Here is a 26,613-nt window from a genome sequence, read left to right as displayed (position 1 = left end):
CAAAAAAATAACTAGAAACAAAGAGGTGTGATTCATGTCATATACGGCATTATACAGAAAGTTCCGTCCGACTACATTTGAGGATGTAAAGGGTCAGGATCATATTATAAAGACATTACAGAATCAGATTAAGGCAGACCGTATCGGACATGCGTATCTATTTTGCGGAACTCGTGGAACAGGAAAGACGACTGTGGCAAAAATATTTGCCAAGGCAGTGAATTGTGAACATCCGGTGGATGGAAGTCCATGTGGAGAGTGTGCGATGTGCAAAGCGATTGCAGCCGGCACGTCGATGAATGTGATTGAGATTGATGCGGCATCTAACAATGGTGTGGATAATATTCGAGAGATCCGGGAGGAAGTGGCGTATCGTCCGACGGAAGGACGCTTTAAGGTTTACATTATTGATGAGGTGCATATGTTGTCTATCGGAGCATTTAATGCACTTTTAAAGACATTGGAGGAACCGCCGGAGTATGTGATATTTATTTTGGCAACAACGGAGGTTCATAAGATTCCAATCACAATTTTATCTCGATGTCAGCATTATGATTTTCATCGAATTACGATTGATACGATTGCAGGCCGAATGAATGATCTGATGGAAATTGAACAGGTGGATGTTGAGCAGAGAGCAATACGATATATTGCAAAGGCTGCAGACGGCTCGATGCGTGATGCGTTGAGTCTTCTGGATCAGTGTATTGCATTTTATCTGGGGCAGAAGCTGACGTATGATAATGTTTTGGAAGTGCTTGGTGCAGTGGATACCGATGTCTTCAGCCGTTTGCTTCGTAACATTATAGCGAGAGATGTTCCTAAGGTTTTGGATACGGTGGAAGAACTGGTAATGCAGGGGCGAGAGCTTTCGCAATTGACGGCGGATTTCACTTGGTATCTTCGTAACTTGCTTCTCGTTAAGACTTCTGATAATATGGAAGATGTTCTGGATGTGTCTTCAGAAAATCTTCAGCAGTTAAAAGAAGAAGCACAGATGATAGAGGTGGATACACTGCTTCGCTATATCCGCATTTTTTCGGAATTATCCGGTCAGATGAAATATGCGACACAGAAGAGAGTGCTCTTGGAAGTGGCATTGATCAAGTTATGTACACCGGCGATGGAAGTGAATACGGATAGTCTTCTGGATCGGATTCGTGCGGTGGAAGATCGATTAGATCGTGAACTGGAAGCTGTACAGGAGAAGGTAGTGTACGTCAATGCGTCTGAGGTCAATGGTATGGCAGGGAGTACGAATGCTTCTTCAAGAAAAAGCCAGCCGAAACCAGAGCTGCCGGATGCAGTACCGGAGGAGATACAGAAGGTGGTGCAAAATTTCCGCTCTATCGCAGATGAGGTATCTGCACCGACTAGTATTTATCTGAAACAGGCGAGATTAAGTCTGGGAGGAGATAATCGGTTATTGATTGTTCTGTCTGATAGTATTGCAGCGGAAAGTGTGAAAAGGGAAGATCATAAGCAAGAAATCGAGTCGGTGATTGAGCAGAGAATCGGCAAAAAGGTTGAAGTTGAGGTGCGTCAGTTAGATGATGGGCGAAGATTTGAAGATACATTTGTAGATTTAGAAAAACACATGGAAAAAGTAATTAACATGGAAATAACAGTGGAGGATTGATCATGGCAAAACGTGGTGGTTTCCCAGGTGGCGGAATGCCGGGGAATATGGCAAATTTAATGAAGCAGGCTCAGAAGATGCAGCGTCAGATGGAAGAGCAGGCAAAGGAAATGGAGACAAAAGAATTTACAGCAACAGCTGGAGGCTCAGCTGTAGAAGTGACAATGTCTGGTAAGAGAGAAGTAGTCAGAGTGAAACTGTCTGAAGAAGTAGTGGATCCGGATGACATTGAGATGTTAGAAGATTTGATCGTTGCAGCAACGAATGAAGCACTTCGTAAAGTTGATGAAGAATCAGGTGCTGCAATGTCTAAATTGACAGGTGGACTTGGCGGCGGAATGCCGGGGTTATTTTAATGGAATATTATAGTAATCAGATCAGCCGGTTGATCGAAGAGTTTTCAAGACTTCCGGGAATCGGTGCAAAGTCAGCACAGAGATTGGCATTTCATATTATTAATATGCCGAAAGAGCAGGTAGAGAATCTTGCAAAAACCATGGTAGATGCACGTAACAACGTGCGCTACTGTGCACAGTGCTGTACTCTTACAGATCGGGAGATATGTCCAATCTGCAGTAATCCAGACCGAGACCATAAGACAATCATGGTAGTTGAAAGTCCGAGAGATTTGGCAGCATATGAGAAAACCGGAAAGTATAATGGTGTGTATCACGTGCTTCATGGAGCTATTTCACCGATGCTTGGAATCGGACCGGGAGATATTAAATTAAAAGAATTGATGGCTCGGCTTCAGGGGGATGTTGATGAAGTAATCATTGCGACAAACTCTAGCTTAGAAGGTGAAACAACAGCAATGTACATTAGTAAATTGATCAAGCCGGTTGGAATCAAAGTCAGCCGGATTGCCAGCGGCGTTCCGGTCGGCGGTGATCTTGAATATATTGATGAAGTGACACTTTTGAGAGCACTGGATGGCAGAACAGAGCTGTGAGGTAGAGTAATTGGGAAAAAAAGTAACATCTTCAGATGTGGCAAAACATGCAGGAGTATCGCAGGCAACGGTATCTATGGTATTAAATAAGAAATATAATGTCTCGTTTTCTCGAGAGGTAATAGAGAGAGTGGAGCATTCAGCAGAAGAACTTGGGTATGAGCTTCCGAAACGAAAGCGTAAAAGGGAGAGCAGAAGAGAAAAACTGCTGGTAGTATTTTGCCCAAATCTGACCAATCCATATTATGTGATGTTGCTGCAGGGAATTGAAGCACGCGCAACGGAACAAGGATATGGATTGTTTGTCTGTAATACACAGCGAAGTCTTGTGCTGGAGGAACAGTATTTGAAAATGTTATCGTCTCTGAATCCACGAGGTGTGATTTATACTTGTAATCCGAGCCGGTGTTATCTGGAAATGATAGAAGAACTATCAAAAACCATTCCATTTGCAATTATTAATAATCAGAATGAAAAACTAGAAGTTGATGCAGTGGAGCTTGATAATTCAAAACTGGGCAGGATCATGGCGAGACATTTGTTAGATTTGGGACATAAGAAAGTGGCATACATCGCACCGCCGCTCACAGTGCGGCAAAAACAACGTTCAAAGCGGGTGGAAGGATTTTTAAAAGAGTTCAGTGAAGCCGGGTTGGCAAATGGCGTTGTTATCAAGTCTGCAAATGAATCCATTGATCAGGATGTACCGGGTATTGATTCGGAATATCGTATTGGATATGATTTGACAAAAGAAGTACTGGCGGAGCATGGAGATGTGACTGCAATCGTAGGGTTGAATGATATGATCGCATTTGGAATTTTGGACGCACTTTATGACGAAAAGTACAAAGTGCCAAATGACATGTCGGTTATGGGATGTGACAATACCCTGTTTTCTAAAATGAGAAAACTATCTTTAACTACGATAGAGCATTTTGTCATTTATAAAGGCAGAGATGCCTGTGATATTATAATGAAGAAGATAAAAAGTGCTGATCAGAAATACGGAGAAATCCAGCCGATCAGTATTTATCATGTGGAATATGAGCCTCAGCTTGTGGCGAGGGGGACGACATCATATCCACCGGGTAAAAAAACAAAAATTAATGCAAAAAAGAAAAATATTAATAAATATTAATACAAGTAGAAAGTATTGATATAAAAATAAAGTTCCTATTAGTTTAATTATGGGGATGAAACTGCGAAGCAAAAAAATAGCAAGCAGGTAAACAATGAAATAAATTGAATTTTATTAATAAAGTTAATTTATAAAAAGACGAAAATTACTAATAATTTTCCGGCCTATTGACCGTTTTGTTTTTCATGACTATAATCGAAAGTAAAGAGAGCAAATGAAAAATTTGCAAAAATTATCTCGTGAACAGGTCGTATTTTAAGGAGGAACAAGACATGAAATTTTTTATTGACACAGCAAAAGTAGAGGATATTAAAAAAGCAAATGATATGGGAGTAATCTGTGGAGTTACAACAAATCCATCTTTGATCGCTAAAGAAGGCCGTGTATTTGAAGAAGTTATCGCTGAGATTGCTTCTATCGTAGACGGACCGATCAGTGGAGAGGTAAAAGCTACTACAACAGATGCAGAGGGTATGATTGCAGAAGGACGTGAGATTGCAAAGATTCATCCAAACATGGTTGTTAAGATTCCAATGACAGTAGAAGGACTCAAAGCAGTTAAAGTTCTTACAGCTGAGGGAATCAAGACAAATGTGACATTGATCTTCTCTGCAAACCAGGCACTTCTTGCAGCAAGAGCTGGTGCTACATATGTATCACCATTCCTTGGAAGACTGGATGATATTTCTACAAGAGGAACAGATTTAATCGCAGAGATCGCAGAGATGTTTGCAGTTGCAGGAATTGAGACAGAGATCATTGCAGCAAGTGTAAGAAATCCAATCCATGTAACAGATTGTGCTCTTGCAGGAGCTGATATTGCAACAGTACCATATGCAGTAATTGAGCAGATGACACATCATCCATTGACAGATGCAGGAATTGAAAAATTCAAAAAAGACTATATTGCAGTATTTGGTGAGTAGGTCGAACAAGTCTCATAAAGAGACTTGCGGTTTGTAGTTGTGCTGTATTATAATACAGTTATGTATGAACATAAAAATCAGGAGGAGTCTCATGGACAAATTAGAATTAATGAAAACAGCCAACGAAGTCCGTAAAGGAATCGTGACTGCTGTACATAGCGCAAAAGCCGGACATCCGGGCGGATCTTTATCTGCAGCAGATATCTTTACATATCTGTATTTTGAAGAAATGAACATTGACCCAAAAGAACCTAAGAAAGCAGACCGTGACCGTTTTGTTCTTTCAAAAGGACACACAGCACCGGGATTGTATTCTGCATTGGCACACAGAGGATATTTCCCTGTAGAAGATTTGAAAACACTTCGTCATACAGGTTCTTATCTGCAGGGACATCCGGATATGAAACATATCCCGGGTGTAGATATGTCATCTGGTTCACTTGGACAGGGAATTTCAGCCGCAGTAGGTATGGCACTTGCTGCAAAATTGTCTAATGAAGATTATCGTGTATATACACTTCTTGGAGATGGTGAAATTCAGGAAGGACAGGTATGGGAGGCATCTATGCTCGCAGGTTCCCGTAAACTGGACAACTTGGTTGTGATCGTAGATAATAATAATTTACAGATTGACGGAACAATTGAAGAGGTAAACTCTCCATATCCAATTGATAAGAAATTCGAAGCATTCAATTTCCATGTAATTACAATTAATGGTAATGATATGGATGAGATTGCAGCAGCTTTGAAAGAAGCAAGAGAGACAAAGGGAATGCCGACAGCAATTATTGCAAAGACAACAAAAGGAAAAGGTGTTTCCTTCATGGAGAATGCAGTAGGCTGGCATGGAAAAGCTCCAAACGATGAAGAATATAAGATCGCAATGGAAGATTTAGAGAAAGCAGGTGAAGCATTATGTCAGAAGTAAAGAAGATCGCAACGAGAGATAGTTATGGTAATGCTTTAGTTGAGCTTGGTAAAGAACATGACAATTTAGTTGTTCTGGATGCCGACCTGGCAGCAGCAACAAAGACTGGTGTGTTCAAAAAAGAATTTCCAGAGAGACATATTGACTGTGGTATCGCAGAAGGCAATATGGTAGGTGTAGCAGCAGGACTGGCAGCAGCGGGAAAGGTTCCATTTGCAAGTTCTTTTGCAATGTTTGCAGCCGGACGTGCATTTGAGCAGATTCGTAACTCTGTTGCATATCCACATTTAAACGTAAAGATCGGAGCAACTCATGCAGGAATTTCTGTAGGAGAGGACGGAGCAACTCACCAGTGTAACGAAGATATCGCACTGATGCGTTCAATTCCGGGAATGGTTGTTCTTAATCCATCTGATGATGTAGAAGCAAGAGCTGCTGTAAAAGCTGCTTATGAGTATGAAGGACCGGTTTATTTGAGATTTGGCCGTCTGGCGGTGCCGGTTATCAATGATAGAGAAGATTACAAATTTGAGATGGGTAAAGGTGTTGTTCTTCGTGAAGGAAAAGACCTTACAATCGTAGCCAGCGGACTGCCGGTTGCAAATTGTCTGGAAGTGGCAGAAAGATTATCTGCAGAAGGAATTGAAGCGAAAGTAATCAATATCCATACAATCAAACCTCTGGACGAAGATTTAATCGTTGCAGCAGCAAAAGAGACAGGTAAAGTAGTTACAGTTGAAGAACATTCTGTAATCGGCGGACTTGGAAGTGCAGTATGTGATGTGCTTTCAGAGAAAGCTCCAACAAAAGTTCTGAAGATTGGTGTGAATGACGTGTTTGGAGAATCCGGACCGGCATTAGAACTGCTTAAGAAATATGGTTTGGATACAGATGGAATTTATGAGAAAGTGAAAGCTTTCTGCTAAGATAAGAACCGAACAGGGACGGAGTTAGGCGGCTTTTTCGTATGAGAAAAAGCCGCCTAACTCCGTCCCTGTCCGGTCTCCAGAGCCCCGCAATATTTATCGGTCAAAGTGGTGATCCAGCCTTCTTTTGTTTTTGGTACTTTTAAAACTGTTACCGGCCACATGTGGGCAAGAATGATATCTTCTTCAATCGGATTCAGGTTGAAGAATTTTTTTGCATGTCGATAGGCATGTTTGGGATGGTGGATTCCGTGAAAACGTTCACCGGTCTTCTGGGCATGAGTATGCCAGTCATACAAAAATAAATCGTGGAGCATACCGCCGCGGGCAGCAGAGCGGGCATCCAGATGAAAATAACGGCACACCACATAATTATAATAGGCTACATGCAGGCAATGCTCATAACAGTTAGTGTGTCCGTGATGAGGGTATAATTTCATGCGAAGGACAACAGGATGTTCTGCAATATCTCTGATACATTCGTAAAAATCTTCACCCCATTCCTTTTTTAAGTCAACAGGATCGTACAATGCTTCTTTGTGAAGCTGATCTAATAATTTATTCTTTAATTTCATTTTAATCACCAGATTTCCAAATTCTGAAATTATCATAGCACTTCTGACAAGATAAAGTAACCCCATTATTTATTTGTCGAATTCTCCTGACAGAAAATGATAAAATCATACATTTCCAAGGTGCTATTCTTTTGAGTGTTCAATGTGGAACGGATTCCTGTTCTTTAGACAATCTGCGGGATGCCAAATTACAGTGCGCGCTGGTATACCTGCAAAAAATATAGCAGAGGTGAGTAGAAATGGAAAGACAGATACCAAAAAACGTACGTCAGATCGGAAATGTAAGTGATACACCTAAAATATATGTGGAAGATTATGTAGATACTTTTTTTACCCAACTATGCGAGAAAGCAGGAGAAACACCAATCGGTGCATTTCTTGTCGGAGACATGCAAAAGACAAAGGAAGAAGAATATGTCTATATATATGGGGCAATTCAGATGCATGATCTTAAAACAGATGAATCCGGGTTTGTGATAGATGAAGAAACCTGGAAACAAGCCTATGAAGATTGTAAAGAATTTTTTGAAAACGGAGAATTACTGGGATGGTTTGTGACGCAGGCCAATATAGAATTAACAGTATCAAACAATACTTTGCGTTTACATAAAAAATCATTTCCGAAAAAGAATACAGTATTTATCATGAAAGATGCGGCAGAAAAAGAGGAAGCTTATTATGTGCATAAATTCAATGATCTTATGGAGATTGCAGGACATTATACCTATTATGAAAAAAATCCTTGTATGCAGGATTATATGATTGCAAATAGAAAGAAAAATGGGATGTCTCCCACGGAAACTGTGGAAGATCAGGCAGCGAAGGATTTTCGAAATATTGTGCACACCAAAACGGGGGAACGAAAAAAGAAAGTTTACACAAATCGTATCATGCAAGGAGTAAGTGCGTGTCTTATTCTTCTTGTTGTTGTGATGGGGGCGGTCATGATCAATAACTTTGGTAAAATGAAGGCAGCACAGGTTACACTTGGAGAAAGAGCAGGAATAGAAGATTCTGCCGGTGAAGAGGTGGCAGAAACAAGCGGAAATGTAACTGCGGTAACAGGAGAAGCTGCGAAGGAAGAAGCGAAAAAGACAGATACAAAACAGAATAATAGTGAGCAGGGACAAGCAGGAAATATTGAAGATACAGAGAAAGAAGAAACAAAAGAAAATCCAAATCAAAATAATGAAGTAAAAACAGCATGGGAAGAAAGTACAGAAACGGTGTCAGGCGATACACAGGTAAATGGTTCAGATGGAATTTATGTGGTAGAGCAGGGCGATACACTGGCAATTATCAGTCGGAAAATGTATGGGGATGTAGGACATGTAGATGCTATTTGTAGAATGAATGGACTTGAGGACGGTAACCTGATTTATATCGGACAAAAATTGCTATTGCCATAACTTCATGCTATAATGAGCGTTAGTAAGCGTTGGAAAAATATATTAAGAGGTAAGTATAATATGGCACGAAAGAGAAAATCTACACTGAAGGCGGCGGGGCCATTGTCAATGGAAGAAATAAACCGTTTGACAAGAAAATACCGGACTGCCCGGGCAAAGAGAAATGCAACAATTCTCTTTTTTCTTATTATGGTAGTGGCCGGAACTTATATGCTTATAACAGAACACGCATATTCAAAGGTTTATAAAGCCGCATCTTACACGAAGACATCGTCAGATAACAATCAATATGTTGCATTTCATAATGGAATTGTTCGTTATAGCAGAAATGGTGTGACATATCTAAATCATAAGAACAAGGAGTTGTGGATTCAGTCAGGACAATTTAAAAATCCAATCATTGATGTAAATAAAAAAGTGTTTGCAATTGCTGATTGCGGAGGAAACTCAGTTCAGATTTTTGACCGTAAAGGATTAAAAGGGGAATTTGAGACGACATTGCCGGTTGAAAAGATTTCTATTTCAAATCAAGGTGTTATAAGCATAATTTTGAAGAACGGGAATACACCGTATATAGTGACTTATGATTCTTCTGGTAATATTCTGGTGGAAAATGAAGTTTCGGTAGGCAGTCTCGGATATCCGACAGCGTTGGATATGTCCGAAGACGGTACAGTGCTGGCAGTGACTTATCTGGATACAGGAAGCGGAAGCCTCAAATCAAAAGTGATTTGTTACAATTTCGGAGAAAAAGGTAAGAATAAAACAAATCATATCGTCAGTCAGAAAGAATATGATGAAGAGATTATGCCGGAAATTTATTTTATGGATAAATCCAATCTTGTGGTTGTTTCCGATCATTCTTTTATAATCTATTCAGGTAAGGATGTTCCGAAGAAAAAGAAAGAAGTTACGTTGAAGCAAGAAATCCAGAGTACCTTTCACACATCAAAATATATCGGTTTCATTTTGTTGAAAGAAGATAAAACCGGTTATGAAGTGTGTTTGTATAACAAGGCAGGAAAGCAGATCATGTGTAAAGACATAAAAGGTGAATATAGTAATGTCAGCATGACCGGAAGCGAGATTATTATGTATGAAGGCAGTAGATACTGTGTTATCACAAAGACAGGTGTAGAGAGGGTTAATAAGGATTTGGGAATGAATATTTTATCAGTCATTCCGGCAAATGGAATTAATAAATACTGGGTGATGGGGACAAATGAATTGCGTGTGGTTTATCTGGTACGATAGGAGAAAAATATGGATAACTGGTTGTTGATTATTGTAGGGGTAATATTTTTACTGTGCATTGCAGTGGGATATATAAGAGGATTTTTTAAAATTGGATTATCATTATTGTCATCGGTTCTTACAATTGTGATTATGATGTATTTATCCCCATATGTGGCAGATGCATTGGCAAAATATACTCCGATAGATGAAATGATAGAAAAGAAGTGTGTAGAATCGTTTATGCCGGAGGTGTCGGGTTCTATTTTCGAGGGAAAGGATTTGACAGGGACACCATTTGCAAATATTGATGATGATACATTGCAAAATATTGCAAATGAGGACTGGAAGAGAATCGGGATCACAACAGATGATATTTTGAATGTTATTGGAGAAATTCCGAAGGACCAACAAATCAGCCTGATTGAAAAATCAAATTTGCCATCGTTCTTAAAGACTGCTTTGTTGGAAAATAATAATTCGGAAATTTATGATGAACTGGGTGTGTCTAAATTCCCAAATTATGTTGCAGAGTATATCTCAAGAATGGTGATAAAGATACTATCATTCTTGGTTACATTTGTATTGACATTTGTGATCGTGCGGGCACTGATGGTGGCGGTGGACATTATAGGCGAGCTGCCGATGCTGGGCTTTCTGAATCATTGCGGAGGCGGAGTGCTGGGACTGGGTGTCGCTCTGGTGATTGTTTGGCTTCTGTTTCTTGTGCTGACACTGATCTATTCAACAGATGTGGGTAAACAATGTTTTGAGTTGATAGAGAAAAGTCCGGTTCTGATGGGATTGTATCAGATGAATCCATTATTAACAAAATTACTGTCATTTTAAAAAAATTGTCTTGACAACTTTTATAGGATTATGTTATCCTATAGAAGTTGTAGGACAAAACAATGTTATGGGGGATTAGCTCAGTTGGGAGAGCGCCTGCCTTGCAAGCAGGAGGTCACGAGTTCGAATCTCGTATTCTCCACTTATCCCAGTATCAATTGATACTGGGATAAATTGAATATAGGTATTCCTCGATAGCTCAGCGGCAGAGCATTCGGCTGTTAACCGAAGGGTCGTTGGTTCGAACCCAACTCGGGGAGTTCAGATGAGACGCAGACAGTAATGTCTGCGTCTTTTTGTGCAGATTTAATAAAACTCAGACTTGGACTTGCATTATAAACAATGTATGGTGTAGAATACTCTCTAGTGCGCAAAGAAAGAATGCCGGGAGCAGAAGCTGTTCCCGGCATTTAAAGGGAAAAAAGAAATATGAACTATACTTATATTTTGAAATGTAAAGACGGCAGTTTTTATACCGGATGGACGAACAATCTGGAAAAACGGATAAAGGATCATAATGCGGGAAAAGGGGCAAAGTATACAAAAAGCAGATGTCCTGTAGAATTGGTATATTATGAGACTTTTGATACAAAAGAAGAAGCGATGCGACGAGAATATGCTGTCAAGCAATTATCACGTATAAAAAAAATACAATTGATATCTGGTAAAAATAAAGTAGCTCAAACCCTACTGGTTGAGCCAAAAAATGAAATTGTCTGAAAACGAGAGAAGAAAAGGCTTAAATTTGTACTTCCTTTTCTGGGCAAGATGATGTATGATAGATTCAGACACTTCACACAAGATATAGTGTATGAAAAAAGTATAGAACGGAATATATAGTAACAGGAGGAGATTGTGATGAGCCCAGAAGTAAAGACAAAAGTAATAAAAAGGAATGGAAAAGAGGTATCTTTCGACATTTCCAAGATTACACATGCAATTGAAAAGGCGAATGAAGAAGTTGATAATCTCCATCAGATTAACATCTTCCAGATTTCAGCAATTGCAGATAAGATTGCAAAAGAAGTAGAAGAATCTACACATGCAGTGAATGTAGAGGATATTCAAGATCTTGTTGAGACCGGCATCATGGAGATGCGAGGATATGAAGTGGCACAGAAGTATGTGCGCTATCGTTATAAACGTGAGATGAAGAGAAAGTCCAACACAACAGATAACGGCATTCTTGCATTGTTGGATCATATCAACGAAGAAGTTAAACAGGAAAATTCTAACAAGAATCCGGTAATCAACTCAACACAGAGAGATTATATGGCGGGAGAGGTCAGCAAGGATCTTTCAAGACGTGTATTACTGCCGGAAGAAATTGTGCAGGCACATGAGCAGGGGATTATCCATTTCCATGATACAGATTATTTTGCGCAGAGAGAACACAACTGTGATTTGATCAACCTGGAAGATATGCTTCAGAATGGTACAGTGATCAGTGAAACTATGATTGAGAAACCACACAGCTTTTTTACAGCTTGTAACGTGACAACACAGATTGTTGCACAGGTTGCAAGTAACCAGTATGGTGGACAGTCATTCACACTGGCACATTTGGCGCCGTTTGTTGACATTAGCCGAAAGAAAATCCGTGCAAATGTTATTGCAGAGCGTAAAGAATGTGGCGAAGTATTAGATGAGACAATTATTGATAAAGTGACAGAGCGCCGACTTCGTGATGAAGTAAGAAGCGGTATTCAGACAATCCAGTATCAGCTTATTACATTGATGACATGTAATGGCCAGGCACCATTTGTAACGATGTTTATGTATCTGGATGAAGTACCGGAAGGTAAGACAAGAGATGATCTGGCTACTATTATTGAAGAGGTATTGATCCAGAGAATGCAAGGCGTAAAGAACGAGAAAGGTGTATGGATTACACCGGCGTTCCCAAAACTGATTTACGTGCTGGATGAAGATAATATTACAGAAGATTCAAAATACTGGCACTTAACGGAGTTAGCTGCACAGTGTACAGCAAAGAGAATGGTTCCGGATTATATTTCCGCAAAGATTATGAAGGAACTGAAAAAAGGTGAAGTTTATCCATGTATGGGATGCCGTTCATTCCTTACGGTTGAAGATAGCCAGCTCAATGCAGACGGTTCGCATAAGTTTTATGGACGATTTAATCAGGGAGTTGTTACCATCAACCTTGTAGATGTAGCATGTTCTTCAAACGGAGATATGGATGAATTCTGGAAGATTCTGGACGAACGTCTTGAATTATGTCATAGAGCACTTCGCTGCAGACATGAGCGTTTGAAGGGGACAATTTCTGATGTCGCTCCGATCTTGTGGCAGAATGGTGCACTCGCACGATTGAAAAAAGGAGAGACAATCGATAAATTATTATATGATGGATATTCAACGATTTCTCTTGGATACGCAGGACTTTATGAGATGTGTATGAGAATGTATGGTAAATCACATACAGATCCGGAAGCAAAACCATTTGCACTTAAAGTTATGCAGCATTTGAATGATAAATGTAATGAATGGAAAGCGGCTGAGCATATTAGTTATTCTATTTACGGAACTCCGATGGAGTCTACAACTTATAAATTCTCAAAATGCTTGCAGAAGCGTTTTGGAATTATTCCGGGAGTTACAGATAAGAATTATATTACAAATAGTTATCATGTGCATGTTTCAGAAGAGATTGATGCATTTAGTAAATTGAAATTTGAAGCTGAATTCCAGAAGCTTTCACCGGGTGGTGCAATCAGCTATGTGGAAGTTCCGAATATGCAGAACAACATTCCGGCAGTATTAGCTGTTATGAAGTTTATTTATGAAAACATCATGTATGCAGAGTTGAATACAAAGAGTGATTATTGTGAATGTTGCGGATATGACGGAGAGATTAAGATTATAGAGGAAGATTCCGGTAAACTGGTGTGGGAATGCCCAAACTGCGGAAATCGTGACCAGTCAAAGATGTCGGTAGCCCGCAGAACATGTGGATATATCGGAACACAGTTCTGGAATCAGGGACGTACACAGGAGATTAAAGACAGAGTATTGCATTTATCTAATCATACAAATCCGGAGTACAAATAAAATCAAAAAAATACACCAATTTGGTGGGGAAAATTAAAAGGGTGGCGAATGAAAAGCCACCCTTTATTTATTATTTCCTTTATTTGAATACAATTTCCGATATTGTCGTGGTGACATCCCTACCTTCTTATTAAAAAGCTGTGAAAAATAGGACTGGGAAGAAAATCCGGCACTGGAAGCAATCTGCGTTACAGACAGATCAGATGTCGTTAAAAGTTCTTTGCACGCTTCGATTCTCCTATTTGCCAAGTAGTTGATGGGTGATTGACCGATACACTCAGTAAAAGAATGGGCTAAATAAAACTTATTGATATGTGTAATTTCAGCCAAAGAGTCTAAAGTGATGTTTTGGGAGTAATTTATATCAATGTATCGTTTGGCAAGTGCACATTCCTTTGAAAGATGGAAAGATGAATCTGAAATAACGGAGAGATTCTGTTTCCTGGAAATATATACTAAAAGAACCTGCAACAATCCATGACATACCTTTTCAAATCCCTGTTTTTTATTTTCAAATTCATGCATCATCAATTGAGCAAAATTTATAAACTGATTCTTATCAGAACCATAACTATAGAAGCTATACCCTTTTGGTGTTTCTTGCTCTGAATCTGTAAAGGAAAAAGCAAGACCTTCGACACCGAATACAATATATTCCATAGGATTGTTAGGAAGGGTCCTCTCTGTGTGTTCTACATTAGGATTAATAATCATTAAATCATCCGTTTTCACAGAGATTTTTTCATTTTCTATATAGAAAACACCCTCTCCATGGAGAACATAGAAAAGTTCTGAAAATTGATGGGTATGTGGCAAGGACTGCCAATCACCTTCGTACTTTGAAAAAGAAATATAGCGAAGCTGAAAATCTTCATGGTTCTTCGTAGAACCGAGATTAATAAATTCGTTGCTCATAGATAAATACCTCTTCATTATAGCCGTTACGTAAATTTTTGGATTGAACAAATTTTATATATCATATATAAAAAAAGCAATAATCTTAAAATAAATTTGTAAAAAAGACGAAAAATTATTGAGATGAAACAGCTTGTTAAACATATTATACATAAATAAACAAGAAAAAACAGTATTTTAGTGGAGAAATAGCAAAAAATATAACAAATCGAGCAATAAAGAAATTGATATCAATTTGGGGAATCGGTATACTTTAGCTATCAAATGAAAAACAATATATAAGTTATTTGGAGGGAAGCATATTGATGACAGGAAGACTGACGCTGCCGACGGATGCAGATGTCATTGATGAAACAATACGATTAAAAAATCTCTTGGGAGCGGATGCTTTAAGAGACTGTGACGGAACAGAGATGCCGGAAGCACTTTTATCAGAACCAGTTAAGAAATATGCAACTTATTATACAACAAGAAAAGATAATGAGTGGGCGAGTGCGAATCCGGAAGAGATTCAGCAGGAATATTTGATCAGTAATCGTGTAACGGCAAGAGGCGAAACACTTCGCATCCGATTAATGGAAGGATTCCATACAGAGCAGCTTAAGGTGAATACTTTAGATGATCCAAAACGCTGGTGGGAAGTGATCGATCGAACAACAGGTGAAATTGTTCCTACAGATAAATGGGAATTTGATGAATCTTCGGGAGAGGTTGAGATTCAGACAAAGCCATATCATGAATATACAGTAAGTTTTCTGGCATTCCTTATCTGGGATCCGGTACATATGTATAACTTTATTACAAATGATTGGCAAGATACACCTCACCAGTTAACATATGATGTGAGACAGCCAAAAACACAGAAGTATGTAAAGGAGAAATTGAAAAGATGGTGTGAAGAGAACCCAGAGATAGATGTAGTACGATTTACAACATTTTTCCATCAATTTACATTAACTTTTGATGATCAGAAGAGAGAGAAGTATGTTGAGTGGTTTGGATACAGCGCAAGCGTAAGTCCATATATTTTAGAGAAGTTTGAGAAATGGGCAGGATATAAATTCCGTCCGGAATATATCGTAGATCAGGGATATCACAATAGTATGTTCCGTGTGCCGAGCAAACAATTCCGAGATTTTATCGAATTCCAGCAGATAGAAGTTTGTGCACTTGCTAAAGAAATGGTTGATATCGTGCATTCTTATGGAAAGGAAGCAATGATGTTCCTTGGAGATCATTGGATTGGAACAGAACCTTACGGAAAATATTTTGCAGGAATCGGATTGGATGCGGTTGTAGGTTCTGTTGGAAGTGGTGTGACACTCCGTATGATTTCTGATATCAAGGGAGTTGATTATACAGAAGGACGTCTTTTACCATATTTCTTCCCGGATGTATTCTGCGAAGGCGGAGACCCAATCGGGGAAGCAAGAGATAACTGGAGAAAAGCAAGACGAGCACTTCTTCGTTCACCATTAGACAGAATCGGATATGGCGGATACTTAAAGCTCGCAAGCAACTGGCCTGGATTTATTGATGAGATTCAGAATGTTGTTACAGAATTCCGTCAGATTCATGAAAATATGCAGGGAACACCTTCCTATGTAGCACCATTTAAGGTTGCAATCCTCAACTGTTGGGGTGGCCAGAGAAAATGGATGTCCAACCAGGTACATCATGCAATCTGGCATAGAGAGACTTATTCAGCCGAAGGCGTGTTGGAGTGTTTAAGCGGAATGCCGTTCGAAGTTGAATTTATTTCCTTTGATGATGTGAAAAATGGTATCCCGGAGGATATAGGGGTAATCATTAATGTAGGTGATGCATATACAGCATTTAGTGGAGCGGAAAACTGGATTGATGAAGCTGTTGTAACAAGTATTCGTCGTTTTGTTGATGAAGGAGGCGGATTCATCGGAGTTGGTGAGCCGACAGCTTATCAGCATCAGGGAAGATTCTTCCAGTTATCTGATGTACTTGGTGTGGATCGTGAGATGTGTTTCTCTCTCAATACAGATAAATATAATGAGATGGATGCAAATCACTTTATCTTAGAAGATATTGATGGTGAGGTAGATTTCGGTGAGGGAACAAGCCGCATCTATGCACAGGGTAAAAACTATCAAATCCTTGCAATGGATGGAGAATACAGCCAGCTGGTTGTTAATGAATATGGTAAAGGACACAGTGTATACTTTGCAGGTCTTCCATATTCTCCACAGAACTGCAGAATTCTTCTCCGTGCCATTTACTATGCAGCAGGTATGGAAAAAGAGATGAAGCGTTACTATGTAACAAATGTTGATACAGAAGTAACTGTATTCCCAAAAAGCAAAAAGATTGCAGTTATTAATAACTCATCAGAAGCGCAGCACACAGATGTATATATCAATGGAAAATGTGTGTATGAACTGGACTTAGAGCCAGGTGAGATGCGTTGGGTAGACGATGTTGAATAAAGATAACTTATGAAAGGCAGGGTATGCATTTCATATTTTATAAAGCAGTACTTTTCATGTATAAGGAGGAAAAAAGGTATGAAAAAGAAAGTATTGAGCGTGCTTTTAGTAGCAGCAATGTCAGTATCTGTACTTGCAGGATGCGGAAGTAAGGCTGACGACAACAAAGATGCAAAAAATGATGCATCACAGGAAGAAACACTTAGCGTATGGTGCTGGGATCCAAACTTTAATGTGTACGCTATGAAACAGGCGGAGGCAATCTATCAGAAAGATCACCCGGATTTCAAACTGGATATTCAGGAAAAAGTATATTCAGATATCGAGACTGCATTGATCACAGCAGCTGAGGCTGATGATTACAGCACATTGCCAGACATTTTCCTGATGCAGGATTATTCATTCCACAAAAACGTTGCAAACTATCCTGGAATCTTTACAGAGTTAACAGACTCAGGAATTGATTTCAAAGAGTTTTCAGCAGGTAAATTGGCTGATTCTACTGTAGATGGAAAGAACTATGGTGTTCCATTTGATAATGGTGCTACAATCATGGCAATCCGTAAAGACATGGTTGAGGCAGCCGGATTTACAGTAGATGATTTCAAAGATACAACATGGTCAGATTTTATGACAAAAGCTAAAAAAGTTGTTGAAACAAACAATGTTCCAATGCTTACAAGCTCAGGCGGATCTGAAATTATTATCGAGATGCTTCAGTCAGCAGGTGCTTCTCCGATGGTAGACGGAAAAGTTGACTTAGTTAATAACAAAGCTCTTAAGAAAGCAATCGAGACATACAAACAGCTCATCGACGAAGGAATCATGGTTGATTACACTGACTGGGATCAGTATATCGCTTCTATGAACAAGGGAACAGCAGCTGGTGTTATCCAGGGATGCTGGATTATGTCTTCTATCCAGGCAGCTGAAGATCAGGCTGGAAAATGGGCAATCGTAAACATGCCTAAACTTGATGATGTTGATGGTGCTACAAACTACGCAAACTGTGGTGGAGCAAGCTGGGCAGTATCTTCTAACTGCAAAAACACAGATCTTGCATATGACTTCCTTAAGACAACATTTGGCGAAAGTGTAGAGTTGTATGACGACCTTCTTCCAAACGCCGGAGCAATCGCAAGTTACTTACCGGCAGCAAAGTCTGAAGTTTACAATGAGACATCTGATTTCTATGCTGGACAGGCTGTATACAAAGATATAGTAGAGTTTGCCGGAAAGGTTCCGGGAATCGATTATGGTGCATACTACTCAGATGTTAGAAGTGCATTAACAGATGCAATCACAAATGTTGTTCAGAATGGCGCTGACATTGACAGCGAAATCAAGAACGCTCAGGATACAGTAGAATTTAATATTGGTGAGTAATCATCAACGATTAAAAACAGAATGTGCCGGGAGTGCAGTATTGCGTTCCCGGTTCTGTTTTAGGAGAAAAATATGGAAAAAAAGAAAACAAAATTAACTTTAGAAAAAAAGTATAATCTTACCGGATGGGCGTTTCTGCTTCCGGCAGCACTTTTAATATTTGTATTTTGTTTTTATCCAATGGCACAGGCAATCCTGCTTTCTTTTAGAAAAACGGGGGGAGTGTTTACTGGAGTATCAAATTACGCCAGAGTTTTTCAGGATAAAACATTTCAACAATGCTTGTTTAATACAATCTTTTATTTTGTAATCCAGGTTCCGATCATGCTTGTTTTGGCTCTGATCCTGGCGCAGCTTTTGAATAGCCCGAAAATTAAAGGAAAAGGTATTTTCCGTACATTGATTTTCCTTCCTTGTGCAACATCACTTGTATCTTATTCTATGATATTTAAGTCTTTGTTTGCTCCGGATGGAGTTGTGAATCGAGTGCTTACAGCAATTGGGTTATCTTCTGTTGACTGGTTCCAGAGCACATGGCCGGCACGATGGGTAATTATTATAGCCTTAATCTGGAGATGGACAGGTTATAACATGGTATTTTATCTTGCAGGATTACAGAATATTGATTATTCCGTATATGAGGCAAGCTATATCGACGGAGCAACACCATTTAAGCAGTTTATAAAGATTACGATTCCACTTTTGAAGCCGACAATCCTTATGACAGCAATTATGTCAACTTCAGGAACATTGCAGTTGTTTGACGAGTCTATGAACTTGACTGCCGGAGGTCCTGGTAAGTCAACAATGACACTGGCGCATTATATCTACAATATTTCCTTTGTGGAGACACCGAAATTTAATTATGCAGCAGCATTGTCTGTATGTATTCTTATAATGGTAGCAATTCTGTCTGCAATTCAGATGAAAGTAGGTGATAAACGTGACTAAGATGAAATCAATTATTTCCTATGCAGTTTTAATTATTGCAAGCTTCTTATCTGCATTTCCGCTGTATTACATGCTTTGTGGAGCGACAAATACAAGTATCGATGTCGTAAGAGGGCGACTTTATCCGGGTACTTATCTGGTAGAAAATTTCAAGACACTGGTAGGTATGCAGAACCTTGGACTTGCAATGTTTAACTCATTTAGAAATGCAATCATTATTACATTTGTAGCATTGCTTGTATGTTCAATTGCCGGATATGGATTTGAGATTTACCACGACAAAGGAAAAGATATTTTGATGAGCATTTTGCTTCTTGCAATGATGCTTCCATTTGTAGCGATTATGATTCCACTGTTTAAGATGTTTACTTCGTGGGGACTGGTCAATACATGGATCGCACTTGCACTTCCATCGATTTCTACTCCATTTATGATCATGTTGTTTAGACAGGCAGCCCGTTCTTTCCCACATGATATTATCGAGGCGGCAAGACTTGAAGGGTTAAGTGAAGTTCAGATTTTCTTTAAGATGTTATATGTACTATATAACAATTATATATATAACGTATATAAGGATGGAAAATATAGATTAGAGGGAAGGCATAGGAACGATATGAACATTAAGTATAGGTTATTGTGTAAAAGGTTAATAGAGGAAAGGAAGAGAGTAGGTGTCATTCAATATTATAATGTACTGTTCATAATGGAGTTATTGTCAGATAAAGACATATGGTTTTTAGAACAGTGGGTGAACGGTATAAATAACATATATATGAAGGATATACATAACTGGTGTAGAATGCATTTTGTTAAATATCACACTGTATTTGTTTACAGGAAAGAGTATCCGGTAAAAGCAAATATTTGGAATGGATATTCATATATAAGGTGGCGGATGGAGCGGATGATGAATTTGGAATAAGATAAAATAGTGCTTGCATGAAAGGGAGTCTTAGAGTAGGGTATTCTTTTGAAAGTATGGATAGAACGAAGGCTGAAGGCTCTGCGCTATTCGTTTGGCAGAGCCTGAGTGTTGTCCTGATCCGTAGAAAATAAATCTAACTGACCTTCTGGAGTGGAACTTTGACCGGATTCATCTTCAGTTGATTGTTCTCTTTTTTTGGGTGTTTTATGAGTGTATAATTTCTCAAAAGGAAGTGAATACTTGGATTTTTTATTGTATTCTAGTAAAAGAGCTTCTGCAAACCCTAATGAACCGGCACGACGTTCTCTGGCAGTACGACTGATTTCTCTGACAGAGACACGTCCTACTTTTTCTTTAAATGTGTCATCTTTCATTGTTTCTCCATAAGCATTATCCAGACGGGCAATAGCATTAAGCATATTGGAGCTAAAGGACATAGGCGCGCCTTCCCATGTGGCAACGCAAAGGCGTAAAACACGATCAAGAGTGTGAAAACCATATTTTTCATAGATATTAATTAAAGTGGATACAGCACATATACCTCCGGGGCGAGAGGAAGAAGTAATAGAGAGATCATATGATTCAACAAGGTCACGAATAATAAGTTCTCTATCATTACCAGCTTCAATATTAGCCATGAATATTTCATAAGGTAGTAACGATTTGACATATTTCATCTGATTTGCAAAAATATCTGCTTCTTGAGTGTAAACAAGATCATCATAAACCATGCACCAGACAGGAGTTTCTCTTGATCCAGAGACGAGAGCGACAATTTCTATAGTGTGTTGTCCGTTGAACACATAATTTATCCCATCACGTCTACTTACTTTTACAGGGTTTATCTGATAAAGGTCAAAATTAGCTGCAGCACGCTGAACGTGTTTGATAGAAAGATTACGTTGGTAATCTTGATTTGAACATAAATTTTTAATAGGTATTTGCTCAAAATGCACTTGGGGAACAAACTTTTGTAAATCTTCGGTATTTCCATCCATAATTATATTTCCTCCAATTTTTTCAAAATATTATTTGTGGTTGATATTAGGCACATAAGCTGATATTTAAGCTTATATTTTGCTGTATCAGATGCAATTTTAAAATCTGAAACTTTTAATACTCTTTCGATAGAACTGTTCCATGAGGGAATCGTCAACGTAAGACTTGCAATTTCCGCATCTGGATCAAATTGTGGCAGATTGCGTATAGATGGAATAGAAACGGAAGATTCTTTCTTTAATATCGGTTTGGCGTAATTATTCCACAGTAATTCCCTTTTCATATCATGATAACTGAGATGTTCTATCTTTTCGGCAAGAAGGTAGTTATTTAGACTTAAAAGCTGCTCTTTTGATAATCCTGAAAGTTCAATAATATTAGCTTGGGAAATCCAAAGCTGACCAGAACGAACTCGTTTGACAAGATCCGGAACTTTTTCATCAATTATATCTAGTGCACTACTGTAAGCAGAATATTTGTAAACGGTAGCCATTGCTACATTACATTCTTCGGATATTTTTTTTGCTGCGATGCTTGCACCGGAAATATGAGATATATTCGTAGATGAAAGTTGTCTTGAAACTAAAATTTTTTCAGCATCATATTTTTTCCCAATCAGGTATTTTTTATTGATATTGGTTAAATCCTCTCGTTTAAGTTGGTCAGTACATATCCATGAAATTACATCTTCTTTACTGGAAAAATGGAGTCTTTTTATTCGGAAAGGAATACTGTGTTTACGAAATAATTCATATGCTTCTATACCATTAATGACAATACCATTCCATGTGCAGATGGGGGTGTGATAGGAATGACATAATATCTGTTGCTCAAGTTGTTTATAATCTTTTTCACTGAGATATTGATACAAATTGGTGAATTCTAGTTTTGTTTTTAATGTATATATACTATAATTGCGCATACTCATCTCCCATTATTTCTGATTTGAATTCTGTTTGTGGCAGTTTTGTGATGATGTTATCCATGGAAAATAGAGCTATTTTCTTATCTGGGTAAATATTGCCTTCTAAACGAAAAATGTTAAATTTCTCCCAAGAAAGGTTAAGCTGGGAAAGTGAATATAGTAATTCTCGGCTGTACAATTCATAACTGTTACCATTGATGACAAAATAATCCTTAACTTTATGTGCCAATTTATCCTCTGCACAACTAGCCTTTATACCTATCATTTTTTGATCAGGATTAACAAGAAGTTGAATATATTCTGGGTTACCAATTTGACGGAGTGTATTGCGGTGGATTCGTATACGATTCTTTTTAAAGTCAATACATATTAGTGGATGGGAAGAGTGTTTGTTGTTCATAGGATTTTTCCTCACTTTCTGCTGTTGATGGTTCTTTTGCTTTTTCTATGGATTTATCAGTTGCCTTCTTCTTTTCTTGTATGTCAAATACTGCGTAGCCTTCAAATATATTGACTTGCATTGATTTCTGATGTTCTTCCACTGGAATACCGAATTGATTCTTCCATTCTTCAGGATAAGAAGGTGTCCTAGCAGTGGTTACAGTTCCATTGTCTTTTAGTGTACGAGGAAATATTTCAGGTGAAGTTAAATCGAAAATGAACAGTATTTCATTGCCAGAACGAATTAATTTGCCGAGAATCTTGTACCGATAATTAGGATTCCAATCCATGAGAGATATCACTTTAGCAAAGAAAATTCGACAGGTGATTTGTTTTGGCGAACGCTTTTTTCCAGAGGAACACCAACGAAAAGAGTCTTTTTCTTCTTCTCGACAGGGACGGACAGCCAGTTTTTTTTCAATGGGATTGACTAATATTTGCACATATTCGACATCGGGTAGCTTTTTTATGCAGGCGGTATTTACAGATACCTTGTAGTTATTAAACGTAAACGAAGGTTCGTAAATATGAGCGAAGAATTCACCACGTACAACTTGATAACCGTCATAGCTGAAAGAATCATCGTCAATGACTTCCATTTGATTTGAGGGGCTGGGTGCGACTGTTATTGGCATAGGTGTGTTGATTTTCATCATATCAGAAGGTTCTGTAGTCATATTCCATTGATTTATAGGTTGCTCGCTCATTGGGTGTCTCCTTTAATTTCTGTAATAATATTCTTTATATTTTGTATAATGGTTTCTTTGGGAGTGGTTTGTAGCTCGGGTTCTTTATAAGGTTTACTTTCTGAAGCAGTTTGCCAGTTTTTGTCCACTGTAAATTCTGTTAATTCTGGCGCTTGAGACTGAGTATAGTAATTATTACCGAAGCTATTCATCCAGTCGGCAGGATAAGCTAACACACTCTTAGAATCAGATATTGTATCAGGCGTGTTGTTATTGGGGGCGGATACGTCGTTGGTACTTGTCGGGATTCGTATTTCTGTATCGTCCATGTTGAAAATAAGGACATTTTCATTGTCTTTTTGGTGAGCAACTCCTAATATTCTATATTTGCATTTTTTGTCCCACTTAAATATCTCGTATAATGTTGGCAAAAATGCAGCACCGGAAATTGGTTTTGGAATAAGTTGACCATCTTTGAGACGTGACCACTGCACTTTATTTTTTGTTTCAGAGGAACATGGTCGAATAGCAAGTAGTTTTGAGCTCGGGTGTATTAGCATTTCGACAAATTTTATGTTTGGAAATTTCCGTATAGCATCTTTGTTAAAAGAGATCTGTTTATATGAAAAAGAAACAGAAATCCGACCAACCGAGGAGAAAAATTGTCCTCTAGCAACTTCATAGTCTCTTAAATCGAAGGAACCGGCGGAAGCAGTAATTGTATCAGGTGCATTTATATTTGCCGGTTTAAGGACGCTTTGAGATGCTTCAAAGTAGTCTCTGGATTTAAATCCAGACCATCTTGGATTAATGCTTATAAATCCACTTAGAGAGCCTTCTTGTATCACATGTAATTCTGGTAAAATCTCTTTATTTCCATATTTCGCATTTGTAATTAATTTTTGAACAGCTATGAAATCATCTCGGGAGATAATAGCTTCATGATGTCCGACTTTTCTGTATTGATTACGGTCTTGATTGTTTTTCCTTGATTTATGGTCAAGATAATTCGGAGTCCATGTTTTTCTCGCCAGAACATCCCCACAATGGCGTTCATTTTGAAGGATTTGTAGTATGGTACTGGATGACCAGACATCATTATTCTTTTTTGTTTTACAACCGAGTTCTGTCAAAGAATCAGCAATTTGTTGAGTACTGCTTCCATTAAGATACATATAAAAAATAAGCTGCACAGTTTTAGCTTCATGTGGATTGATTACAAGATCTCCATTTTCGTCTTGGTCATATCCGAGCAGAGGAGGTGTAAGGAATATTCCCCGACGAAAACGCATTTCAATGGAAGAATTCATAATTTCACTTTTGGTATGACTTTCTTCCTGCGCAAGTGTTGACATGAATGACAGAATCATTTCGCTTTTGGGATCAAGAGTATTTAAATGCTCTGTTTCAAAAAATACACCGACGGGTGGACGGAGTGAAGAAAGCTCTCGTACATATCGGATACAGTCAACAACGTTTCTTGCAAATCGGGATACACTTTTTGTTATGATTAAATCAATTTTTCCGCCTTCACAATCTTTAATCATTTTTTTGAATGCATCTCTATGTTGAAGCGAAGTGCCGGAAATGCCTTCGTCGGCATATATTTCTACAAGCATCCAATTCGGATTTTTATTTACTACATCCTGATAATGATTTTTCTGTAATTCATATGAGGATGTTTGGCGTGGATCATCCGTAGATACCCTTGCATATACAGCTACTCGTAGTTTTTTTTCTGTTTTAAAAATATCCTCTGGTGGAAGTGCCGGAATTACTTCCAGTTCTTCTGGATCAATACCTTTGTATCTTTGCCGGATTCTGGCTTTCTGTTCATCAATATTACTGCTTCGTTCTTCACTTTCTTTCATCAATAGCGACATCCTTTATAGTTGATATAACTATCATAGAATTTTTGGATTGAAAAAGACATAAACCATCGGTTAAGTGATTAACGGATGGTTTATGTAGAAATAGATATTTGATTGTTATTGAATGATTTAATAATCATTCGGGTTATCAGCATCGTAATTGTGTTTTGAGGATAGATGCCAATCATTGATTCGTAAAATGTTTTTTATGGCTGAAAGAACCTCGAATATGTAACGTTTTTCAGTGCTGGTACAATCTGCCATTAATAAATCAATGTCAGTTTGATATTCCGTAGGATTGTATAACAAGTTCCCATAGAGTAATTCATCAATAGTAATTTCAAGTGCGTTGCTAATTTTGATTAAAGATTCTAAACTGGGTTTACGCTTGGCATTTTCAATATAGCTTATATAAACAGTAGAAAGATCAGCAATTTCAGCCAGCTCCTCGGCAGATAATCCTCGTTGTTTGCGGGTTTCTCTTATACGTTTGCCAATAAGTGCATAATTTATTTCCATGTCCTCACCTCCTTTCCATCACAACTTGACTTTTTTGTGTTGTAGATAGAAAAAATGGTGAGCTATACAACAGCAATTGATTGTATAAAGAGAAGTATATCATATGTATATAGCAAAAAGAAGATTGTCGATTGATGGGAGAAAAAGGCGATAAGTTGTAATTGAACAACAGCGAAAAAAGGGTTATCATTTATGTATTAAAAATTATGTCTGGGAGGAAAATACATGGCAGATAAAGAGGAAATCAAAACACTGGAGGAATTAGAGGAAAAAGGAAGAGTACTGCGGGAGTACAAAGAAAAATTCCGGCAGATGTGCCAAGAGAATAAAATGATAAAGGGTTCGACAGTGCTGAAACTATATGATAAAATTGAAGAAATACAAAGAGAATATGAGCATTTAGATAATAAGCTGACATTAATGGAATACAACTTTATATAGTTCTATTTTTTTGTTTTAATACTACTGTTTCCCTTAGTAAATACTTGTAAGATACATCTCTAATAATTTTGCGGATTTCTAGTTACAATTAAGGTAACTACTATCGGAAAGAGGTGTATTTACTTGCGTACAGAGGATTATATTGCGGACAATATTATAGCTTTATGTAAAAAACGTGATATGAGTAAATATCGGCTGTCACAATTGACTGGTATATCTCAATCTTCGATTGGAAAAATTATTGCTAAAGAAAGTTTACCAACTATGCCTACTGTAGAAAAGATATGTGATGCACTGGGAGTAACAATGGCACAATTCTTTGCCGGAATGGATGTTCCAGTAAGCTTATCAGAATCACAACAAGAGGTTCTGAATATTTGGAATAATCTTGATGAAAAAGAACAGAATGTAGTGATACAAATGCTCCGGGGACTTCAAAAATAAA

Annotated in this window: 26 protein-coding genes and 2 tRNA genes; 20 read left to right on the top strand and 8 right to left on the bottom strand. The window is 38.2% G+C overall.

What is annotated here, in order from left to right; translation table 11 throughout:
* The first annotated feature begins 34 nt into the window (after positions 1–34).
* The 7 genes from dnaX (at position 35) to D8Q48_RS09035 (ending at position 6,509) form a co-directional block, all read left to right on the top strand.
* Positions 35–1,639: a DNA polymerase III subunit gamma/tau gene (gene dnaX, locus D8Q48_RS09065; RefSeq protein ID WP_121056325.1), complete on the top strand. Its 1,605-nt coding sequence runs from the start codon at positions 35–37 to the stop codon at positions 1,637–1,639.
* Between the two features lie 2 nt (positions 1,640–1,641).
* On the top strand, positions 1,642–1,995 hold the full coding sequence (locus tag D8Q48_RS09060; protein WP_022075422.1) for a YbaB/EbfC family nucleoid-associated protein: 354 nt from the start codon (positions 1,642–1,644) through the stop codon (positions 1,993–1,995).
* Positions 1,995–2,591, top strand: coding sequence for a recombination mediator RecR (gene recR / locus D8Q48_RS09055; RefSeq protein ID WP_117989987.1), 597 nt, complete (start codon positions 1,995–1,997; stop codon positions 2,589–2,591). Before D8Q48_RS09060 ends, recR begins: the two co-directional genes overlap by 1 nt.
* A gap of 10 nt (positions 2,592–2,601) precedes the next feature.
* On the top strand, positions 2,602–3,729 hold the full coding sequence (locus D8Q48_RS09050) for a LacI family DNA-binding transcriptional regulator (RefSeq protein ID WP_121056323.1): 1,128 nt from the start codon (positions 2,602–2,604) through the stop codon (positions 3,727–3,729).
* A gap of 272 nt (positions 3,730–4,001) precedes the next feature.
* Positions 4,002–4,655 (top strand): fructose-6-phosphate aldolase, encoded by a 654-nt coding sequence (gene fsa, locus D8Q48_RS09045; RefSeq protein ID WP_117989988.1) that lies wholly within the window; start codon positions 4,002–4,004, stop codon positions 4,653–4,655.
* Positions 4,656–4,746: 91 nt separating this feature from the next.
* Complete coding sequence (locus tag D8Q48_RS09040; protein WP_117989989.1) at positions 4,747–5,583, top strand: transketolase; 837 nt, start codon at positions 4,747–4,749, stop codon at positions 5,581–5,583.
* Positions 5,571–6,509 carry a transketolase family protein gene (locus D8Q48_RS09035; protein ID WP_022075417.1) on the top strand — a complete coding sequence of 313 codons (939 nt, stop codon included), beginning with the start codon at positions 5,571–5,573 and terminating at the stop codon, positions 6,507–6,509. Before D8Q48_RS09040 ends, D8Q48_RS09035 begins: the two co-directional genes overlap by 13 nt.
* Before the next feature lie 56 nt (positions 6,510–6,565).
* Here the strand turns inward: D8Q48_RS09035 and D8Q48_RS09030 are convergent, their stop codons facing one another.
* The gene (locus D8Q48_RS09030; protein ID WP_243116263.1) at positions 6,566–7,084 is read right to left on the bottom strand and encodes a phosphohydrolase; all 519 of its coding nucleotides are present in this window, start codon (positions 7,082–7,084) and stop codon (positions 6,566–6,568) included.
* 239 nt (positions 7,085–7,323) lie between these two features.
* Between D8Q48_RS09030 and D8Q48_RS09025 the strand changes: the two genes are divergently transcribed.
* The 7 genes from D8Q48_RS09025 (at position 7,324) to nrdD (ending at position 13,650) form a co-directional block, all read left to right on the top strand.
* Entirely contained in the window at positions 7,324–8,493 is a 1,170-nt protein-coding gene (locus tag D8Q48_RS09025; RefSeq protein ID WP_117989990.1) for a LysM domain-containing protein, read from the top strand.
* Positions 8,494–8,553: 60 nt separating this feature from the next.
* On the top strand, positions 8,554–9,747 hold the full coding sequence (locus D8Q48_RS09020) for a DUF5711 family protein (RefSeq protein WP_121056321.1): 1,194 nt from the start codon (positions 8,554–8,556) through the stop codon (positions 9,745–9,747).
* A 9-nt stretch (positions 9,748–9,756) separates the two neighbouring features.
* Positions 9,757–10,575, top strand: a complete 819-nt coding sequence (locus D8Q48_RS09015) for a CvpA family protein (protein ID WP_117989992.1) — start codon at positions 9,757–9,759, stop codon at positions 10,573–10,575.
* 69 nt (positions 10,576–10,644) lie between these two features.
* A tRNA-Ala gene (locus tag D8Q48_RS09010) sits at positions 10,645–10,717 on the top strand.
* 46 nt (positions 10,718–10,763) lie between these two features.
* Positions 10,764–10,835, top strand: a tRNA-Asn gene (locus tag D8Q48_RS09005).
* Positions 10,836–11,004: 169 nt separating this feature from the next.
* Positions 11,005–11,295, top strand: a complete 291-nt coding sequence (locus tag D8Q48_RS09000; protein WP_117989993.1) for a GIY-YIG nuclease family protein — start codon at positions 11,005–11,007, stop codon at positions 11,293–11,295.
* 138 nt (positions 11,296–11,433) lie between these two features.
* Entirely contained in the window at positions 11,434–13,650 is a 2,217-nt protein-coding gene (gene nrdD, locus D8Q48_RS08995; RefSeq protein WP_121056319.1) for an anaerobic ribonucleoside-triphosphate reductase, read from the top strand.
* A gap of 63 nt (positions 13,651–13,713) precedes the next feature.
* Here nrdD and D8Q48_RS08990 read toward each other — a convergent pair whose 3' ends face one another.
* Positions 13,714–14,565 carry an AraC family transcriptional regulator gene (locus tag D8Q48_RS08990; protein WP_117989995.1) on the bottom strand — a complete coding sequence of 284 codons (852 nt, stop codon included), beginning with the start codon at positions 14,563–14,565 and terminating at the stop codon, positions 13,714–13,716.
* Between the two features lie 305 nt (positions 14,566–14,870).
* Between D8Q48_RS08990 and gnpA the strand changes: the two genes are divergently transcribed.
* The 4 genes from gnpA to D8Q48_RS17535 all read left to right on the top strand — a co-directional run bounded on the left by gnpA (position 14,871) and on the right by D8Q48_RS17535 (position 20,283).
* The gene (gnpA, locus tag D8Q48_RS08985; protein ID WP_117989996.1) at positions 14,871–17,024 is read left to right on the top strand and encodes a 1,3-beta-galactosyl-N-acetylhexosamine phosphorylase; all 2,154 of its coding nucleotides are present in this window, start codon (positions 14,871–14,873) and stop codon (positions 17,022–17,024) included.
* A 78-nt stretch (positions 17,025–17,102) separates the two neighbouring features.
* On the top strand, positions 17,103–18,410 hold the full coding sequence (locus D8Q48_RS08980; protein WP_117989997.1) for an extracellular solute-binding protein: 1,308 nt from the start codon (positions 17,103–17,105) through the stop codon (positions 18,408–18,410).
* A 72-nt stretch (positions 18,411–18,482) separates the two neighbouring features.
* Positions 18,483–19,361 (top strand): sugar ABC transporter permease, encoded by an 879-nt coding sequence (locus D8Q48_RS08975; RefSeq protein WP_118687897.1) that lies wholly within the window; start codon positions 18,483–18,485, stop codon positions 19,359–19,361.
* A 1-nt stretch (position 19,362) separates the two neighbouring features.
* Positions 19,363–20,283 carry a carbohydrate ABC transporter permease gene (locus tag D8Q48_RS17535; RefSeq protein WP_330514551.1) on the top strand — a complete coding sequence of 307 codons (921 nt, stop codon included), beginning with the start codon at positions 19,363–19,365 and terminating at the stop codon, positions 20,281–20,283.
* Between the two features lie 86 nt (positions 20,284–20,369).
* Here the strand turns inward: D8Q48_RS17535 and D8Q48_RS08960 are convergent, their stop codons facing one another.
* From D8Q48_RS08960 to D8Q48_RS08935, 6 genes are all read right to left on the bottom strand, one after another.
* Positions 20,370–21,284, bottom strand: coding sequence for a DUF6551 family protein (locus D8Q48_RS08960; RefSeq protein WP_117592861.1), 915 nt, complete (start codon positions 21,282–21,284; stop codon positions 20,370–20,372).
* Between the two features lie 2 nt (positions 21,285–21,286).
* A complete protein-coding gene (locus D8Q48_RS08955; RefSeq protein ID WP_117649589.1) occupies positions 21,287–22,207 on the bottom strand; it encodes a hypothetical protein in 921 nt (306 codons plus the stop codon).
* A complete protein-coding gene (locus tag D8Q48_RS08950; protein WP_044999283.1) occupies positions 22,194–22,610 on the bottom strand; it encodes a hypothetical protein in 417 nt (138 codons plus the stop codon). The genes D8Q48_RS08955 and D8Q48_RS08950 overlap by 14 nt, the downstream gene beginning before the upstream one ends.
* A complete protein-coding gene (locus D8Q48_RS08945; protein WP_055145192.1) occupies positions 22,570–23,358 on the bottom strand; it encodes a hypothetical protein in 789 nt (262 codons plus the stop codon). The genes D8Q48_RS08950 and D8Q48_RS08945 overlap by 41 nt, the downstream gene beginning before the upstream one ends.
* Positions 23,355–25,208 (bottom strand): recombinase family protein, encoded by a 1,854-nt coding sequence (locus D8Q48_RS08940; protein ID WP_121056317.1) that lies wholly within the window; start codon positions 25,206–25,208, stop codon positions 23,355–23,357. The genes D8Q48_RS08945 and D8Q48_RS08940 overlap by 4 nt, the downstream gene beginning before the upstream one ends.
* 129 nt (positions 25,209–25,337) lie before the next feature.
* Positions 25,338–25,727: a helix-turn-helix transcriptional regulator gene (locus D8Q48_RS08935; RefSeq protein ID WP_008374249.1), complete on the bottom strand. Its 390-nt coding sequence runs from the start codon at positions 25,725–25,727 to the stop codon at positions 25,338–25,340.
* Between the two features lie 225 nt (positions 25,728–25,952).
* Here D8Q48_RS08935 and D8Q48_RS08930 point away from each other — a divergent pair, with 225 nt between their 5' ends.
* Together D8Q48_RS08930 and D8Q48_RS08925 are read left to right on the top strand one after the other, a co-directional pair.
* Positions 25,953–26,168, top strand: a complete 216-nt coding sequence (locus D8Q48_RS08930) for a hypothetical protein (protein WP_013976761.1) — start codon at positions 25,953–25,955, stop codon at positions 26,166–26,168.
* A 123-nt stretch (positions 26,169–26,291) separates the two neighbouring features.
* Positions 26,292–26,612, top strand: coding sequence for a helix-turn-helix transcriptional regulator (locus tag D8Q48_RS08925; RefSeq protein ID WP_013976760.1), 321 nt, complete (start codon positions 26,292–26,294; stop codon positions 26,610–26,612).
* Position 26,613 lies beyond the last annotated feature (1 nt).

The organism is Ruminococcus sp. B05 (genome assembly GCF_003628495.1).
Lineage (GTDB): Bacteria > Bacillota > Clostridia > Lachnospirales > Lachnospiraceae > Schaedlerella > Schaedlerella hominis.
The sequence above is the reverse complement of the archived record's forward strand: the minus strand, read 5'-3'. Positions and strand labels throughout refer to the sequence as shown.